This is a genomic window from Bacillus sp. D7-8 (genome assembly GCF_052055895.1).
GTDB classification, from domain to species: domain Bacteria; phylum Bacillota; class Bacilli; order Bacillales; family Bacillaceae; genus Bacillus; species Bacillus velezensis.
Map to the genome: position 1 here is coordinate 3,248,857 of NZ_CP179922.1, position 15,881 is coordinate 3,264,737.

The window sequence follows — 15,881 nt, forward strand, 5'->3', positions numbered from 1 at the left end:
ACTCTTGCCGCGGGGCAAGAGTTTTTTTATTTATTGTCGTCTCCCTTTCACGAGATACGCAGCCGTAATGAGGAGATAGATGGCCGCAGTGATGCATGTGATGACGATGGATGTCGTCGCAATTACGCCGATCAGGATGGCCAAAAGCGCAAGCACCGCAAACCATGTCGTGTACGGGAACCATTTGACGTAATAAGCCGGCTGTTCTGTTGAATGTTTTCTTGATTTCAAATGGGCGAATCCGATAATCAGCCAGATGAACAGCACGGTATAGCCGAGGGAACCCATCAAATAATTAAACGTCTGGCTTCCTGCGAATAAAGAAATCAGGACGCCTACATATAAAAATGACGTACAAGTCAGAATCGCATAGACGGGAACCTTTTTCTTCGACAGTTTTGAAAAGATTTTCGGCAGCCGACCGTCAGAAGCCTGCGTAAACAAGACACGGGATGATCCGTACAGTCCCGAGTTCATAGACGAGATAATCGCAAGAAGAATGACGGCATTCATAATATGGTCGGCACCCGGAATCCCGATCATCTTAAATACTATGACAAACGGGCTTTCCGGAACGCTGTTAACTTGATTCCAAGGAATCAGGCTGACGATGATGAAAAACGGCAGCAAGTAAAAAGCGACAATCCGCGTTAACGTGCTTCGGACAGCTTTCGGGATCACCTTTTCGGGGTTTTTTGTCTCCGCCAGCGTGACGCCGATGATTTCCGTTCCGCCGTATGAGTAGATCACGACGAGCATCGCCGTAATGACACCCCCCGCTCCATGCGGGAAAAACCCTCCGTGATCCGTTAAATGAGACAGCCCCGGCGCCGTGTGATTGCCGAATGAGAAAAATAATAGCAGAATCCCGCATAAAATAAAGATGACAATCACTGTAATTTTAATGAGCGCGAGCCAGTACTCCGTCTCGGCAAACAGTTTCACAGAAAGCATGTTTACGACCGTCACCACAATGGAAATGATCAAAGCCAATATCCATATCGGACATTCCGGCAGCCAATATTGAATGAAAATGGCGGCTACGACCGCCTCAGCGGCAATATTGAGCACCCACATTTTCCAATAGATCCAGTCTAAAAAGTATGCAGCGTACGACCCGAGAGACTGCTGAACCAAATCACGGAACGTCCTTGCATGTTTGTTTCTGACAGCCATTTCGGCCAGCCCCTGCATAATAAACAGCAGAATGATTCCGCCGAGGAGGTAGGCCAGCAGCACGGACGGCCCCGCTTCATCAATCGCCGTGCTGCTGCCTTTAAAGAGCCCGGCCCCGATTGCGCCTCCAAGCGCCATCATCATAATGTGTCTGGACGACATCGTCCGTTTTAACGTTTGCTTGTCCTTTTCCATCTATCACACGCCCTCTCGCAAAAAGTGTTCATCACATAAAAAAGCACGCCGCCTCTTTGGGAAAAGAGACGGCGTGCCTCAGGCAGCCGCGGTACCACTCTTGTTGATCCCGAATGTCCGGAATCCAGCTTAAAAACCTTTTAACGAAGGTCAGCCGTTAGGACATAGGGAATATTTCGACAATTCCGTTCCGCCCTGCCACTTCCGGGCGAGTTCAAAGAACAATCAGTCCGCGTTGCACCAACCCGCGGCTCTCTTTTTCTGACTGGATTCTTTTACTGCTCCCGTTCACAGTGTTTTATGTTAAATGAATCTCTTGAGTTTTTATTTTCTGAATATAGTAACATAATATACAGTCTTCTATTTTCAAAGTCAATACTAATTTTTGCCGCTGGTTTTCTTATCACCTATATAAGACATTTTGACTGAACATGTTTATATTCATATGCGGGGTGAGCCGGCCCCTAATATAGCGTAATCAGCACTTTATATATATTGTTCAAACAGAAATTCCGACGAAAGGTTTTCTACGATATATGGACTGAGCGGCAAAAAGTTAGCAGAAATATGAAAGGTTTTACTCTTATGCTGGTATCCCAGCTTAGTAACTGTACACATTTCATTTCTAATCGTTCAACTCCAATGACTCCACAAGGTTCTATACCCGGAAGTCATATTCCATTTATTAAAGCTATTGACATGAAACCAATTCCACAAATTAAACTCGTGGAGAACACTAGTTGGCGTAACACGAAACTGTATAGAAGCATTAGTGGCGTTACAGCTAGTGTTTTTGAGTGTTTAAAGGAGATTTTCAGGATACAAATAACAATAACGAGAAAATCAGGTGTAGAAAGATGAATGAGACACCTATTTTTTTACAAAAAATGATAATAAAGGGTTGATATGGTACTGGTTTCATACTTTAAGATGATGATGTGTCTTCACTGAATACTAAATAAACATTTCCAGGAGGAGTTTCCTATGCAGTCTAGCACATCATTTAACAGCCCAGCTTACCTTGAAACAAATGGAGTAATGAAAATCGCTGATATAACTTATAGTAATAACGAATGGCTGAACTTCGACATTGGAGGAGAAGGAATTTTTAAGAAATCAGGTTCTTATTTAGTTCCATCTCTTCCAGTAGAATTTCATTGTCATGGAATCGGTCACTATGATTTTAGCAATTTAGATCAATTAGATATTGAAAAGATCAATACACTAGCTGAAATTGAAGGGATTTTCTGTGTACCCTCTATTTTTCTTCCTCATAATCAATTAGATCAATTTGCAGCCTTTATGAAAGAGTTCCATACACAAAAGAGAAAGGGACGTTACCGTAATATTTTAGGTATTTCACTAGAAGGACCATTATTGGCCAGCTTTGCAGGCACACCGGAAAAAGGGAATTGGGCACCCTTAAAAGAAGAATGGGAAAAGATCGCTTCTTGCGGAGAATACGGTCTTATTTATACTGTACTGTCCCCAGATGCTATGACTGAAAACTCCTATCTAAAGAAATATATCACCGAAGAACATCCGAGTTTAGAATGGATTGTAGATACACTTGTGGAGGCTGGAGTAAAACCGGCGCTGGGTCACTTCCAAAAAGCATACCCGGAGGAAACCTCTGAACTTATAATGAAAGTTATAGATACAGCGCAAAAACGCAGCAATTACACTGGATCAGATGCCGTTTTAACAGATCATTTGTTTAATGATATGCCGAACAATTTTAAACACACCTGGAGAACACCCCAAGAAAGAGTACATAGATTAGAGGGGTTAAAAGATGCTCGGTTAGATAAATGGAACATAGATAATATAAACACACTTGTCGGAGAAGTTCCCGGTACTTTGATGAGAGCCGCGAAAGAAGGTTTATTAACCATTTGTATGAATTTTGATAGTGAACATGTAGACTTAGAAGTTGCACGGCGGGTTGTAGAACTTGTTGGCTCTAAGGGTATTATAGCAATGACAGATCGCATTGACACAGATTCCATGTGCGGCCAATCACTGGAGAAAATTGAAGGGAATAATCTGTGGTATCAAGGGAAAGGGTATGTAGCAGCAGGGTCTTACACAATTGATCGACTTATGCATAATATTCGTGCTATAGGTTTTAATGAGAAAGTTGTATGGAATATGACATCATTTGTGCCATTAAAAGCTTGTCACTTCCTAAATGAACTTGAAAACCTATCCATGAAGCCCTTCAGTTTTATAGATGAAACGAAAAAAAGAGCTCATTTCAAAGCGCCTGCCCCAGAGCTGGTTCTACGCTAAGCAAAAAAGACCACCATAAAGTGGTCTTTTTAAGTTGACTTTCTTTTAATAAGTTTTAGGTTCAACTTATTTATATTGGGGACATCTTTGTTATTCATTAAGTTATATAATAAATTTGCTGCTGTTTGTCCCAACTCTTTAATTGGTTGATGTATCGTTGAAAGTTCTATTACCTTAGATATCGGCTGATTATCAAATCCTATAACCGCCAGTTCTTCAGGTATTCGTATTCCCTGTCTTTTCGCTTCATAAATGATCCCTGCCGCAACATAATCACTTCCTACAACCATTGCCGCAGGACGAGGTGACTTATTTAGTAATAATTTTGCTATTTCTATACCATTCTCAATAGTGTACTGTTCCTCAAAGTACCAATTATCACTCCATTTCAATCCGTATTCATTTCGAAAGTGAAAAAATGATTTTTTTCTGCTTATGCCAACACCGCTCTTAGGATTTCCTATACATAGACCAATGGATTGATGTCCTTGATTTCGCAGATGATCAATTGCCATTTTGATTCCTGACTCATGATTAATAAATATATGTGCAACCTGTTTGCTTGCAGAAGCTTCACAGGAAACAATATTGCCAAACTCAGATATCTCGTCGAGTACGTGATGAGGGCTTATACAGGATCCCAAAATAAGACCGTCAATCAGTTTGTATTTCAATCTGTTAAAAAACTCCATTTCTTGTTCAGGATCGTTATTTGATTGGTGCACAAGTAAACTGTAATTATGTTTATTACACTCTTCGCCTATTCCGGCAATCAGTTTACTGAAAAACGGATGGTTGATTTTAGGAACAATGACTCCGAATACATTTGTCTTCCCCCTGGATAGGTTAATCGCGTTGAAATTTGGTACATAATTTAATTCCTTCATAGCTTTTAACACAGCGTCCCGCTTCTCAGGTTTTACATAAGGATGATTGTTGAGAACTCTGGAAACTGTTGTCCGAGAAACGTTCGCTTTCTTTGCTATCTCTGTAATGTTTGTCATTACTGTTACTCCTTCTTAGACAGCGTTATCAGGATTTTACACTGAACAACACAAGGGAAAATAAGCATTTAATGAATTGTTTTATCATGGCCTGCATGAATATGTGCGCCTTCCTGTCCCACACTATAGATAGAACGTGGCTTCCCCATCTTGTGTAATAGTTTGTCAAATAAACCTACTAATATCCCCAGACATAGCAACACAATGATGGTTCCTATCCCAATCGGCCCCTGAAGAATGATTGCAAGCACAAAAGCTAAAGCTTCCCCTATCGTCTTTGTAATATTAATACCCCAACCTGTGCGTTCAGTAATAGCCAACATTAATTCATCATTCGGTATCGAAGGAAAAGATGCTCTTAAATAAATAGCGATTCCCATAGCCAATATACACAACCCTATCAAAAATAAACTCCATTGAAGAATTACAGCATCTGTTTTTAAGAACGAAAGAACCTTTAAGTTTAAAAGGTCAACAAAACTTCCAATAATAACAATCGGAATAAAACCGGCTAGATTAGGAAACCGCATTTTTATGAGGCTGTTTATAAAGATAAGGATTCCTCCGACAATGAAAACCCATGACCCGATTGTAAGGCCAATGAGTTCTGATAAAGCCACGTTCAGAGCATCCCAGGGGGCAATTCCGGTATTAGATTTAATCATACATACAACCCCCACGGATAAAATAAACAATCCGACAATATAGATTAAACACCTTTTCACAAAATGGCTCATGGCTGTATACTCCGCGGTTTAGGGTCTTCTTCTTTCGTCAGAATGTAATGATCAAAAGCATAAGATACACCACACTCATCATTCGATAACGTTTTAAAAGCAGCCAATTGAATAAGCTTCTTATCTGCATTTCCCATGGCTATCCCTATTCCTGCTGCATGAAACATAGGCAGATCATTTAAATTATCACCTATTGCGATTGCATTCCGCGCATCCGTTCCATAATGTTCACAAAGTTTATTTAATGACGCTCCTTTATCTACTCCTGCACTTGTGATTTCAAGATTGAATGCTCCTGAACTCGTTACGGCACACTCCTTCAGTTGTCCAAAATATTCTTTAGCTTTTTTTAATTTTCTTTGGTTTGGCGAAACGATCATACATTTTATGACATACCGATAATCGATAGGGTCAATTGTACCCGGTATTTCCTCTAACCCGTATTGATGGATTTGAGCTTTAATAGAATTCCAAAATACTTCTTGATTAAAATGAGGCTCTTCCATTACTGTATTGTAAAGTTCTTTTTCAAGCTGCTGAATTCCTTGATTTGATACGGCAATTTTGTCAGATAAGTAAAGCTGGTAATAGATTTCCTCTTTATTTAACCATGTTATGATAGGTTGGATTACATCTGAATCCATAAAATGTTCGAATATTACCTGATTTCCCACATCAATTTGAGCGCCGTTTGAAGCAATAATCGGAAAATCCAAATCATATTTATTGATGATGTGTTTTGCATCAAATAAAGCTCTCCCTGTAGCGATTGTTACAAGATGACCTTGTTTTTGTCCGAGCTTTAAAGCTCTTACATCTTGTTCTTGGATAGTTAAGTTCTCTGATAACAGCGTGCCATCTAAGTCAATTGCAATTACTTTCATGTGAATTTCCTCCTCAGAGTTTAAAAATCATTGAAAGTATAATGTATGGTACGCGTTTCAGAGCAATTAGATTATTATATTAATTTGAAGTTTTTCTCCAGAAGCTGATTAGACCTGTGCTTCTCAAGTGTTCTCCTGCTTAATGATCCTTCTCTTTTGATTAATCCAGTTAATAAAGAACTGACTGCTAATGGCGGAACACTAATTTGAAGAAATTCATCTGGATTTCAAGCGCTGGCAACTCACTAGAAACCGGACTGTAGCAGGACAGCTTTCCATCATGAGTTTGACTTATGGCCGGCGACTTGGGCACCGGCACTTTTCAGAGAACGATCACTTTTTGTAAATCGGATGTATGAAGTGTCATTGAGGCGGTGTCCCCGATATACTTGTCTCTTTTCTTTCATTTGCGGTAAAGAAAGCAAAACCTGATTCCCTTATGACAGAACTTGCTTTATCATAAAAGTATGCGTTTACATTCGAGTAGGGAGGTTATAGCATGACCCCTGTGAATTCAAGCAGCATCGGGAAGATTCAGGCGGCCAGCAAAGGTTTGTCGCCAAAATTGAGAGCGATTGCAGACCATATCGTGAAGGAACCGAAAGACGTGATTCACCTTTCCATCATTCAGCTGGCGGAAAAAACAAAAAGCTCTGAAGCGACGATTTTCAGGCTGTGCAAACGGCTCGGTTTTTCCGGCTATCAGGATTTAAAAATCGCGCTTGCTCAGGAGATCGTTCAGGAGCCGGTGCAGCACATTCATGAAGAAATGAGCCCCGACGACGATATCGAAGTCATCATCCGGAAAGTTTTCCGCACAAACATTTCCGGTCTGACCGATACCTTTCATTTAATAGATCCGGCCGACGTTGAAAAAGCGGTAGAAATGATCCACCGCGCGGACAGAATCGAATTTTACGGAAACGGCGGTTCCGGGCTGATCGCCACAGACGCGTATCATAAATTTATGCGTACGGGTATAAATTGCATCGCGCACACGGATTCTCACTTTCAGGCGATGTCAGCGGGTCTTCTCGGTCCCGATAGCGCAGTCATCGGCATTTCTCATTCGGGAAGCAACAAGGACGTGCTCGACGCGGTGAAAACGGCCAAATCACTCGGCGCCGGCACGATCGGCATTACAAGCTACCAAAAGTCGCCGCTCACCCAGATTTCCGACGTGGTGCTGTATACGTCAACAAGGGAGACGGCTTTCAGAACGGAAGCAATGTCCGCAAGGCTTGCCCAGCTTTCGGTCATTGATACACTGTATTTCGCCACGGCCCGGCTGCGGCAGGAGAAAACGCTCGCCAACTTGCAGCAAATCAGAAAAATGATCGCGCACAAACGTTTGTAATATTTATTTTTCAAAAGAGAAAATGCCGATACAGCGGGAATTGAGGCAATTTTATGAAAAAAATTTTCTTCTTCATCGTTGATTTATAAAAAAATTATTCCTATAATTGACTTTGTAAGGGCATACATTATCAATCTATCTTATTATTCAATCAGATTAGGCGGGATATATTATGAAGGAAACCCAAGCTGTTATCGGTCTGGATATCGGCACGACCAGTACGAAAGCCGTTCTGTTCGGACCAAGAGGCAAAGTGTTAGCCAAGCATTCGGTTCACTATGATTTGATACAGCCAAAGCCGGCATGGGCCGAGCAGGATCCTGAGCACATTCTGGAAGCGGTTATCGGAAGCATCAGGGGCGCCGTCACAAAGGCCGGACTGAGCCCTGACAATCTGCTTGCAATCGGCATCAGCACCGCCATGCACTCATTGATAGCTGTCGATCAAAACGGCGGCCTGCTGACCAAAAGCATCATTTGGGCGGACAACCGCAGCGCCGAGCAATCAAAACGGATTTTAAAAGAAATGAACGGTTTTGATATTTATAAAAGAACGGGTACGCCGATTCACCCGATGTCTCCGCTTTCCAAAATTGTGTGGATGAAAGAACAGGATAAGGAGACATTCGCGAAAACCGCCAAATTCATCAGTATTAAAGAATATATTCTGCACGAGTTTTTCGGAACTTATGTCGTCGATTATTCGATCGCTTCGGCAACGGGGCTGTTCCGTTTAGATACGCTTTCCTGGGATGAAGAAGCGCTCCGGATTGCCGGAATCCGGGAAGATCAGCTGTCGGACATCGTGCCGACCACTCATCAGCTGCGCGGCCTTGCGCCGGAAATCGCTGCACGGATGGGCATTCATGCGGATACACCGTTTATTATCGGCGCAAATGACGGCGTGCTCGCCAACCTTGGAGTCGGCGCGATTGGCAAAGGCGAAGTGGCCGTTACGATCGGAACAAGCGGAGCCGTGCGTTCGGTGACGGATGCGCCGATTACGGATGAAAAAGCGCGGACATTCTGTTACGCGCTGACTGACAAGCATTGGGTCATCGGAGGCCCGACGAATAACGGAGGCATTATGCTGCGCTGGCTTCGAGACGAATTCGCTTCTCCGGAAGTCGAAACGGCGAAGCGGCTCGGCATTGATCCGTATGATTTAATGATTGATATCGCTGATAAAGTGCCCGCAGGCTCTGAGGGATTGCTGTTTCTGCCGTTTTTATCAGGGGAGCGCGCGCCGTTTTGGAATCCGAATGCCCGCGGAACGTTTTTCGGCATCAGCCTCCGCCATAAACGGGAGCATTTTATCAGAGCGGTGCTGGAAGGCGTCATCATGAGCGTCTTTTCAATCGGTGTCGCACTGAGAGATTTGGCGGGCCCCGCAAAAGACGTGCGGGCTTCGGGAGGATTTGCGAGATCGCCGCTGTGGAGGCAGATTTTGTCCGATACGATGGGACGGGAAGTCCTCGTTCCGGAAAGTTACGAAGCCTCGGCGCTCGGAGCGGCCGTTCTCGCTTTGCACAGCCTTGGCGAAATGGAACGGATCGAGGATGTTCAGGACTGGATCAGAATTTCTCACCGCCATGAACCGAACGTCAAAAACAGCGAAACATATATTGAGCTGTTTTACTTATACGAGCGGCTGTATGACAAGCTCAAAGATGAATTTGACGTCATCAGTGAATTTCAGCTCAAACAAAGCCGTTAATTCTTCTTTGAAAGGGTGAAAAGGTCATGTTACTGTTTATTGTCATTGCCGCTATTATCGTTTTACTCTTATTGATTACGGTCGCTAAATTAAATCCGTTTATCAGTCTTTTGATTACATCCATCCTTGTCGGTTTCGCAACGGGCATGAATCTGCCGGACATTATCGCTTCGATGAAAACCGGGCTCGGCAATACGCTGTCGCTGCTTGCGATCGTGCTGGCCCTCGGTACGATGCTCGGAAAAATGATGGCTGAATCAGGCGGTGCGGAGCGTATCGCCCACACCCTGATCGGCCGCTTCGGCAAAAAGAAAGTGCATTGGGCGATGATGGCCGTCGCTTTTATTGTCGGCATCCCGGTCTTTTTCCAGGTCGGCTTCGTCCTGCTCGTGCCGCTTTTGTTTACGATTGCGATTGAAACCGGGGTTTCATTAGTGACGATCGGAATTCCGCTCCTTGCGGGACTTTCCGTCGTGCACGGATTGGTTCCGCCCCACCCGGCGGCGATGGCGGCTGTCGGCATTTATCACGCCAATGTCGGAAAAACGATTTTGTTTTCTTTAATCGTTGGGATTCCGACTGCCATCATCGCGGGGCCGCTTTACGGAAAATGGATTGGTAAGCGCATTCACAAACCCGTTCCCGAACTGTTGAAAAAACAATTTATTGAACGGAATGAAAAACGCAAGCTTCCGGGATTCGCAAATACATTGTTTACGATATTGGTACCGGTGACCCTGATGCTTATGGCAACGCTTGCCGAAATTGCGCTTCCGGAAAAAAGCACGCTCTATGAAACTTTTAAATTTATCGGCGACCCTGTCACGGCGCTTTTGATCGCCACGGTTTACTCCTTTTTCAGCCTTGGTTTTTATCAGGGCTTTGACAGAGAAAGCATTTTAAAATTCAGCAATGACTGTCTGGGACCGATTGCTTCCATTCTGCTTGTGATCGGAGCCGGCGGCGCTTTTAACAACGTCCTGATTGATTCAGGCGTCGGCACGTATATCGCTGACATGGCGAAGCACTCAAGCTTCTCTCCCGTTCTTTTAAGCTGGACGATCGCGGCGGTCATCCGTGTCGCCACAGGTTCAGCGACTGTCGCCATGATGACGGCGGCCGGCATTGTTGCACCGATTGCATCTGTCATGCCGGGCGTCAGCAGTGAGCTTCTCGTATTGGCAACGGGAGCGGGCTCTTTGATTCTGTCACATGTCAATGACTCCGGTTTCTGGCTCATTAAAGAGTATTTCGGAATGACGGTCAAAGAAACATTCCTGACATGGACGGCGATGGAAACGATTATTTCTGTCAGTGCGATCTGTTTTATCATGATCATTAACGCGTTTATATAAAAACAAACCCCGGCCGCAAACCGGGGTTTGTTTTTTTATCGGTCATTCACGAGGATATAAGCGGCTTTAACGGGTCCGTGGACGCCGACAACCAAATCCATTTCGATATCGGCCGAGTTGCTCGGTCCAGTAATATAGTTGATGCAGGAAGGAACGGTGACGCCGTCTCTGATCTGCTGTTTCAATATATCGCTGGCCTGTGTCATTCTCGGCACAATGGAAGATTTCGGGATGATTGCGATATAGGTGGTCGGAAGCAGGCTGACGGAACGGCCGGCATGCTCTGACGCATACAAAACGACGGTGGCTGATTCCGCAAGCGTGATCTCGCTGAATGTAATGCCCACATTCGCTTGTTCCGCTTTTTCAATATTTTTCGCTCCTTGTTCCGCGTCCCATTCCCAAACGGGAATCCCTTCATCCGGCCACTCTTCTGTCATAAGGGTCTGCAAGCCGTACGTTTCAAAGCGGCTGTCCTTCGGAATGATGACAGGCCCTCCTTCAAAGCGGTTCACCTGCGTGCGCAAAGCGTCGTAAAGCCCGGCTGCATCCGTTTCGATCAGTTCGGTATGAATGTTGACGCAGTGGTCTTTCAGCATCGTGACAAGATCGTCTTCCGTACAGCCCGCATGCGTTTGATATTGAGGCTGATACTTCCATTCAGGCAGGGACACGCCTGATTTCCTGCGCTCTCTGCCCAGACTTTCGGCGATCCGGTTTAAAAAGGATTCCTGATGTGTAACCGTCCCTTTCATCATCATTCTTCCCCCTTTTGTTTTTCCCGGTCTTTAAACCAATCTCTGAATCTCGATTTATGCGGCGCCGGGAAGTCCCGTATTGCCGTCCATTCTTTTAACGGCCCCGGCCCTTTTGATATTTTGTCATCTTCCGTAAACGGCGTCATGGCGGCAGGCGCCCATTTCGATCCCATTTTATAAAGGGACGGGGATGACGAGCCGAGCCCGAAGGCTTTCATCGCCAGTTTTTCGCTGATCGGCGCTTTGCCCTCTTTTTCCACGATGTTCTGCCGATGCTTGAGCAGCAGCTCGTGCAGCGGAATTTTAACGGGACATGCTTCCGTACAGGCCGCGCATAAGGAAGATGCGTACGGGAGCTCCTTGTATTCGTCATATCCGCCGAGAAGAGGCGATAAGACGGCGCCGATCGGACCCGAATAGATGGACCCGTACGAGTGTCCGCCGACATGCCGGTACACGGGACAGACGTTGATGCAGGCGGCGCAGCGGATACATTGCAGCACCGATTGGAATTCCGTGCCGAGTATGCGGGAACGCCCGTTGTCCACAACCACAAGGTGGAATTCCTCAGGCCCGTCCGCTTCTCCTTGCTGCCGGGGTCCCGTCAGCGCCGTAATGTAACTTGTAAGCCGCTGACCGACCGCGCTTCTCGTCAGCATGCTGACAAGCACTTCAAACTCAGAAAATGACGGAACGATCCGCTCCATTCCCATCACGGTGATCTGCGTCTTCGGCAGCGCGGACACAAGGCGGCCGTTTCCTTCGTTCGTCACGAGACTGACCGATCCGGTATCCGCGATCGCAAAGTTGCAGCCTGTAATGCCGACATCCGCTTCGAGAAATTTTTTCCGGAGAACGCTGCGCGCGTGCATGACGAGCTCTTCCGGTTTTTCCGTCTGTTTGTATTCGAGTCTCTCTTTAAATACGTCACGGATCTGCTCTTTGTTTTTGTGAAGAGCGGGAGCAACGATATGTGACGGCGGATCGTGATCGTCAATCTGGAGAATGTATTCGCCGAGATCCGTTTCTGTGACTTCACAGCCCTCTTCCTCAAGCACTTCGTTCATATTGATTTCTTCTGTCACCATGGATTTGGATTTTACGATTTTTTTGGCGTTTTTCTGCCGGATGACATCGCGGATATAGGAGGACGCTTCTTCCGCCGTTTCAGCGAAAAAGACGTGTCCGCCTCTGTTGGCGACATTTTCGGCGAGCTGTTCCAAATAGAAATCAAGATTGTCCAGCACATGCTGTCTGATTTCTTCGGCATGGGAACGCCAATCCTCCCAGTTTCCCAATTCTTCGGCCGCCTGAAGCCTTCTTGTCCTGAGCCGTTCCTGCGCTCCGGAGACGGCTCCTCTCATAAACTCATTATCTATTCCTTCTGATACCCGCTCTTTAAAAGCGGCGGTACCGATTTTCATCGCCATGATTTTCCCCCCTTGTTGTTTCTCGTGTTATCTGCTGTTCAGCACTTCGGCGATGTGCATGACTCTGACGTTTTTATCCTTACGGTCAAGACGCCCGCCGATATTCATCAGACATCCGCAATCCGCTCCGATCAGCACCTCGGCCTCCGTGTCTTCCACGCAGGCGACCTTCTCATCCACCATTTGTTCAGAGATTTGCGCCATTTTCACAGAAAACGTTCCTCCGAATCCGCAGCATTGGTGTTTTCCGGGAAGCGCGGTCAGCTCGAGCCCCTTGACATGGCGCAAAAGCTTCATCGGCTCCTCCGACACGCCGAGCAGCCTCGTCATATGGCACGATGTATGGACTGTCGCTTTTTTATGCAGCACCGCCCCGACATCCTCCACCCCGAGAACGTTAACGATAAAATCCGTTAACTCATATGTTTTGTCCGCAAGCTGCTGCGCTTTTGCCGCCCACTTCGGATCGTCCTGAAACAGATGCGGATATTCACGGAACATCGTCGTACAGGAACCTGACGGACTGACAACGTACTCCGCTTCTTCAAACGCGGCAATCATCCGCTTCATCGCTTTTTTCGCATCCGTCACATACCCGCTGTTGTATGCGGGCTGCCCGCAGCAAATCTGCCCCTCGGGAAAATCCACCTCACACCCGAGCCGTTCCAGCACCTCAACCGTCGCCTTTCCGACATTGGTCTGGAACATATCCACAAGGCACGTGACAAATAATGAGACTTTCATGATGAACCCCTCTTTCATCCTCAATATGTGATCTGGTCATCTGATGACCTGTTTTTGGGAAAGCTCTATGAATATCCTACACTATTCTGAATATGGATTGGAAGGTTTTTCTGAAAAATCCTTTCGTCCGATGCGCTGAAGGGGACAAAAAAAGAGAAGCCCGAAAGCTCCTCAAGCTGCTCTACATCCCGTTTTCCAGCAGACGTCCCAGTTTTTGCACACCCTCTTTTATCGCGGCTTTACCGGCATAACTGAACGACAGGCGAAGATATTCCGCACCGTCTTCATGAGGCAGAAAAAAATATTTACCGGGTACATAGGAAACGCCGTGAGAAAGAGCCCTCGCCAGCATTGCGGATGTATCCGCTCCCGGCGCTTTCACCCATACAAAGTAACCGCCTTCAGGCACGTGCCAGGATGCGGATTCCGGAAGATATCGCGCTGATGCGGCGAGCAAAACGTCACGTTTGCTTTGATATGCTTCCCGCAAGACGGCGAGCCGTTTTTCAACATTCGTTTGTTCCAGATAGACGGCGGTCACCGCTTGGGAAAACGGGTGGCCTAAGTCTTTTTTTAACCATGACAATGCCGTGATGAATGCGGCGTCCCCTGCAATCCAGCCGATCCTCATACCCGGGGCGATGACTTTTGATAATGAACCGGCGTACAGCACCCGGCCGTTTTGATCCATGGCTTTCAAGGGCGGCGGAATATCGGTGAATCCGAGCTCGCCGTATGCATCATCCTCCAAGATGAGAAAATCATACGTTTCGGCAAGCTGAAGCAGGCGGGTTCTCCGCTTCGCTGACATTACGGTTCCCGCAGGATTCTGAAAAGCGGGTATCGTGTAGAGAAGACGGGGAAGCAGAAGCCCTTTTCGTTTTCTTTCCTCAAGCATGAACGCTAATGTTTCTGTTTGCAGGCCCTCTTGATCTGTCGGAACGCTCATGATATGCGGTGTGTAATTTTTAAAAATCTCGAGCGCTTCCATGTAGACCGGAGCTTCAACGGCAGCGGCGGTTTGTTCATCGAGGAAAACCCGTGCAGCCAGATCTATCGCCTGACAGGCGCCTGACGTCACGAGCAGCTCATCGTCCCGACAGTGAATGCCGCGGATGGCTACCCGTTCTTGAATCTGCTTTTTTAATACGGCCGTCCTCGGGCTTCCCATATAATGCAGCGGCAGATCGCGCTCCTCATCCAGAAGGCGGGCGGCGGCTTCTTTCAGCTCCTTATCAGGAACGAGTGCGGGATCGGGATAGCCGGAATGCAGGGGGATGCACGCTTTCGGAACTGCCGGCATCCATTCCCCGGGAGGATCGTTTGTCAGAGCTTTCTTTACATGGTCAGAAAAAAAAGATTCGGCCTGCATGTGATGTTATCCCCTTTCACAAGTCAGCTTCTATACATTTTCGTCAAAATAAGCCCCCAGCACTTCTTCCACATTCGTCAGGTGCGCGGTCATCGCGGCTTCCGCTTCATCCGCGTCTTTGGCGGCGACGGCGCTGTAAATGCGTTCATGCTCTTCATACAATCGCTGCACGCTCGTTCGTTTAGAAAACAGCCAAATTTTTCTCGTTTCTCTCATTGTTTCCAAAAGGAGCGCGGAGACATGATTCATGAGATGCTTGAGCAGCCCGTTTTGTGATGCTTCCGCCAGCGCCATGTGAAAGGAGAAATCCGCTTTTTCGCCCAATTCTTCGTCTCCGTCAATGTCTTTCATCTCCAGGAGAGCTTGGCGGATTTTTTGTAAATCGTCTTCCGTGCGTTTTTCAGCGGCCATGGCGGCGACGCCGAGTTCAAGCAGCTTTCTGACTTCGAGCAGCTGTTTGACGTCCTCTTTTTTCATCAAGAGGGCGGAAGAAAGCGGCTGGGAAACATGAGACGGCTCAAATTCTCTTATGTATGTGCCTTCTCCCTGCTTCATGTCGACGAGCCCCATCGCTTTCAAAGCCGACAGCGCTTCTCTGACCGCCGAGCGGCTGACCTGAAAACTCTCAGAAAGCGCCTGAACGGAATCAAGCTTTTCCCCCGGCTTAAGCTCGCCCGCTTTTATCTTCTCCAGCAATGCGTCAGCGACTTCCTCGTAGATTTTTTTCGTTTTAATTTGTTTATATTTCAACGCGATCACCCCGTCACTTGTGAATCTTGATGTTTATCGTCTATTATACTTCTTTTTTTGTATTGCCGACAGGTTCAGACAATTTGTTCAAGAAAAGTATTGTACTTTCA

Annotated in this window: 13 protein-coding genes and 1 other annotated feature; of the genes, 4 read left to right on the forward strand and 9 right to left on the reverse strand. The window is 46.3% G+C overall.

Annotation, left to right across the window (positions count from 1 at the left end; genetic code table 11):
* Positions 1-30: 30 nt before the first annotated feature.
* Entirely contained in the window at positions 31-1,371 is a 1,341-nt protein-coding gene (locus ACKTRM_RS16000) for an amino acid permease (protein WP_007407366.1), read from the reverse strand.
* Positions 1,372-1,432: 61 nt separating this feature from the next.
* Positions 1,433-1,672: a binding site (T-box leader), on the reverse strand.
* A gap of 683 nt (positions 1,673-2,355) precedes the next feature.
* Between ACKTRM_RS16000 and ACKTRM_RS16005 the strand changes: the two genes are divergently transcribed.
* Complete coding sequence (locus ACKTRM_RS16005) at positions 2,356-3,663, forward strand: N-acetylglucosamine-6-phosphate deacetylase (RefSeq protein ID WP_012118490.1); 1,308 nt, start codon at positions 2,356-2,358, stop codon at positions 3,661-3,663.
* A 29-nt stretch (positions 3,664-3,692) separates the two neighbouring features.
* Here ACKTRM_RS16005 and ACKTRM_RS16010 read toward each other — a convergent pair whose 3' ends face one another.
* The 3 genes from ACKTRM_RS16010 to ACKTRM_RS16020 all read right to left on the reverse strand — a co-directional run bounded on the left by ACKTRM_RS16010 (position 3,693) and on the right by ACKTRM_RS16020 (position 6,288).
* On the reverse strand, positions 3,693-4,667 hold the full coding sequence (locus ACKTRM_RS16010) for a LacI family DNA-binding transcriptional regulator (protein ID WP_012118491.1): 975 nt from the start codon (positions 4,665-4,667) through the stop codon (positions 3,693-3,695).
* Between the two features lie 68 nt (positions 4,668-4,735).
* The gene (locus ACKTRM_RS16015) at positions 4,736-5,404 is read right to left on the reverse strand and encodes a YczE/YyaS/YitT family protein (RefSeq protein WP_012118492.1); all 669 of its coding nucleotides are present in this window, start codon (positions 5,402-5,404) and stop codon (positions 4,736-4,738) included.
* Positions 5,401-6,288: a Cof-type HAD-IIB family hydrolase gene (locus ACKTRM_RS16020; protein ID WP_012118493.1), complete on the reverse strand. Its 888-nt coding sequence runs from the start codon at positions 6,286-6,288 to the stop codon at positions 5,401-5,403. Before ACKTRM_RS16020 ends, ACKTRM_RS16015 begins: the two co-directional genes overlap by 4 nt.
* Positions 6,289-6,787: 499 nt before the next feature.
* Between ACKTRM_RS16020 and ACKTRM_RS16025 the strand changes: the two genes are divergently transcribed.
* From ACKTRM_RS16025 to ACKTRM_RS16035, 3 genes are all read left to right on the forward strand, one after another.
* Positions 6,788-7,645, forward strand: coding sequence for a MurR/RpiR family transcriptional regulator (locus tag ACKTRM_RS16025; protein WP_012118494.1), 858 nt, complete (start codon positions 6,788-6,790; stop codon positions 7,643-7,645).
* 172 nt (positions 7,646-7,817) lie between these two features.
* Positions 7,818-9,362: a gluconokinase gene (gene gntK / locus ACKTRM_RS16030; RefSeq protein WP_007407372.1), complete on the forward strand. Its 1,545-nt coding sequence runs from the start codon at positions 7,818-7,820 to the stop codon at positions 9,360-9,362.
* A 26-nt stretch (positions 9,363-9,388) separates the two neighbouring features.
* Positions 9,389-10,717: a GntP family permease gene (locus ACKTRM_RS16035; protein WP_012118495.1), complete on the forward strand. Its 1,329-nt coding sequence runs from the start codon at positions 9,389-9,391 to the stop codon at positions 10,715-10,717.
* A gap of 35 nt (positions 10,718-10,752) precedes the next feature.
* Here the strand turns inward: ACKTRM_RS16035 and ACKTRM_RS16040 are convergent, their stop codons facing one another.
* The 5 genes from ACKTRM_RS16040 to ACKTRM_RS16060 form a co-directional block, all read right to left on the reverse strand.
* On the reverse strand, positions 10,753-11,475 hold the full coding sequence (locus tag ACKTRM_RS16040; RefSeq protein ID WP_039063673.1) for a LutC/YkgG family protein: 723 nt from the start codon (positions 11,473-11,475) through the stop codon (positions 10,753-10,755).
* A complete protein-coding gene (locus tag ACKTRM_RS16045) occupies positions 11,475-12,905 on the reverse strand; it encodes a LutB/LldF family L-lactate oxidation iron-sulfur protein (RefSeq protein ID WP_007407375.1) in 1,431 nt (476 codons plus the stop codon). Before ACKTRM_RS16045 ends, ACKTRM_RS16040 begins: the two co-directional genes overlap by 1 nt.
* A 27-nt stretch (positions 12,906-12,932) precedes the next feature.
* Entirely contained in the window at positions 12,933-13,649 is a 717-nt protein-coding gene (locus ACKTRM_RS16050; protein WP_007613889.1) for a (Fe-S)-binding protein, read from the reverse strand.
* 181 nt (positions 13,650-13,830) lie between these two features.
* Positions 13,831-15,021, reverse strand: a complete 1,191-nt coding sequence (locus tag ACKTRM_RS16055) for an aminotransferase-like domain-containing protein (RefSeq protein WP_012118498.1) — start codon at positions 15,019-15,021, stop codon at positions 13,831-13,833.
* A gap of 30 nt (positions 15,022-15,051) precedes the next feature.
* Positions 15,052-15,771: a FadR/GntR family transcriptional regulator gene (locus ACKTRM_RS16060; protein WP_012118499.1), complete on the reverse strand. Its 720-nt coding sequence runs from the start codon at positions 15,769-15,771 to the stop codon at positions 15,052-15,054.
* Positions 15,772-15,881 lie beyond the last annotated feature (110 nt).

Coding starts and splice junctions, on each gene's coding strand:
- ACKTRM_RS16000 (WP_007407366.1), bottom strand. CDS start 1,371: ATGGAAAAGGACAAGCAAACGTTAAAACGGACGATGTCGTCCAGACAC.
- ACKTRM_RS16005 (WP_012118490.1), top strand. CDS start 2,356: ATGCAGTCTAGCACATCATTTAACAGCCCAGCTTACCTTGAAACAAAT.
- ACKTRM_RS16010 (WP_012118491.1), bottom strand. CDS start 4,667: ATGACAAACATTACAGAGATAGCAAAGAAAGCGAACGTTTCTCGGACA.
- ACKTRM_RS16015 (WP_012118492.1), bottom strand. CDS start 5,404: ATGAGCCATTTTGTGAAAAGGTGTTTAATCTATATTGTCGGATTGTTT.
- ACKTRM_RS16020 (WP_012118493.1), bottom strand. CDS start 6,288: ATGAAAGTAATTGCAATTGACTTAGATGGCACGCTGTTATCAGAGAAC.
- ACKTRM_RS16025 (WP_012118494.1), top strand. CDS start 6,788: ATGACCCCTGTGAATTCAAGCAGCATCGGGAAGATTCAGGCGGCCAGC.
- gntK (WP_007407372.1), top strand. CDS start 7,818: ATGAAGGAAACCCAAGCTGTTATCGGTCTGGATATCGGCACGACCAGT.
- ACKTRM_RS16035 (WP_012118495.1), top strand. CDS start 9,389: ATGTTACTGTTTATTGTCATTGCCGCTATTATCGTTTTACTCTTATTG.
- ACKTRM_RS16040 (WP_039063673.1), bottom strand. CDS start 11,475: ATGATGAAAGGGACGGTTACACATCAGGAATCCTTTTTAAACCGGATC.
- ACKTRM_RS16045 (WP_007407375.1), bottom strand. CDS start 12,905: ATGGCGATGAAAATCGGTACCGCCGCTTTTAAAGAGCGGGTATCAGAA.
- ACKTRM_RS16050 (WP_007613889.1), bottom strand. CDS start 13,649: ATGAAAGTCTCATTATTTGTCACGTGCCTTGTGGATATGTTCCAGACC.
- ACKTRM_RS16055 (WP_012118498.1), bottom strand. CDS start 15,021: ATGCAGGCCGAATCTTTTTTTTCTGACCATGTAAAGAAAGCTCTGACA.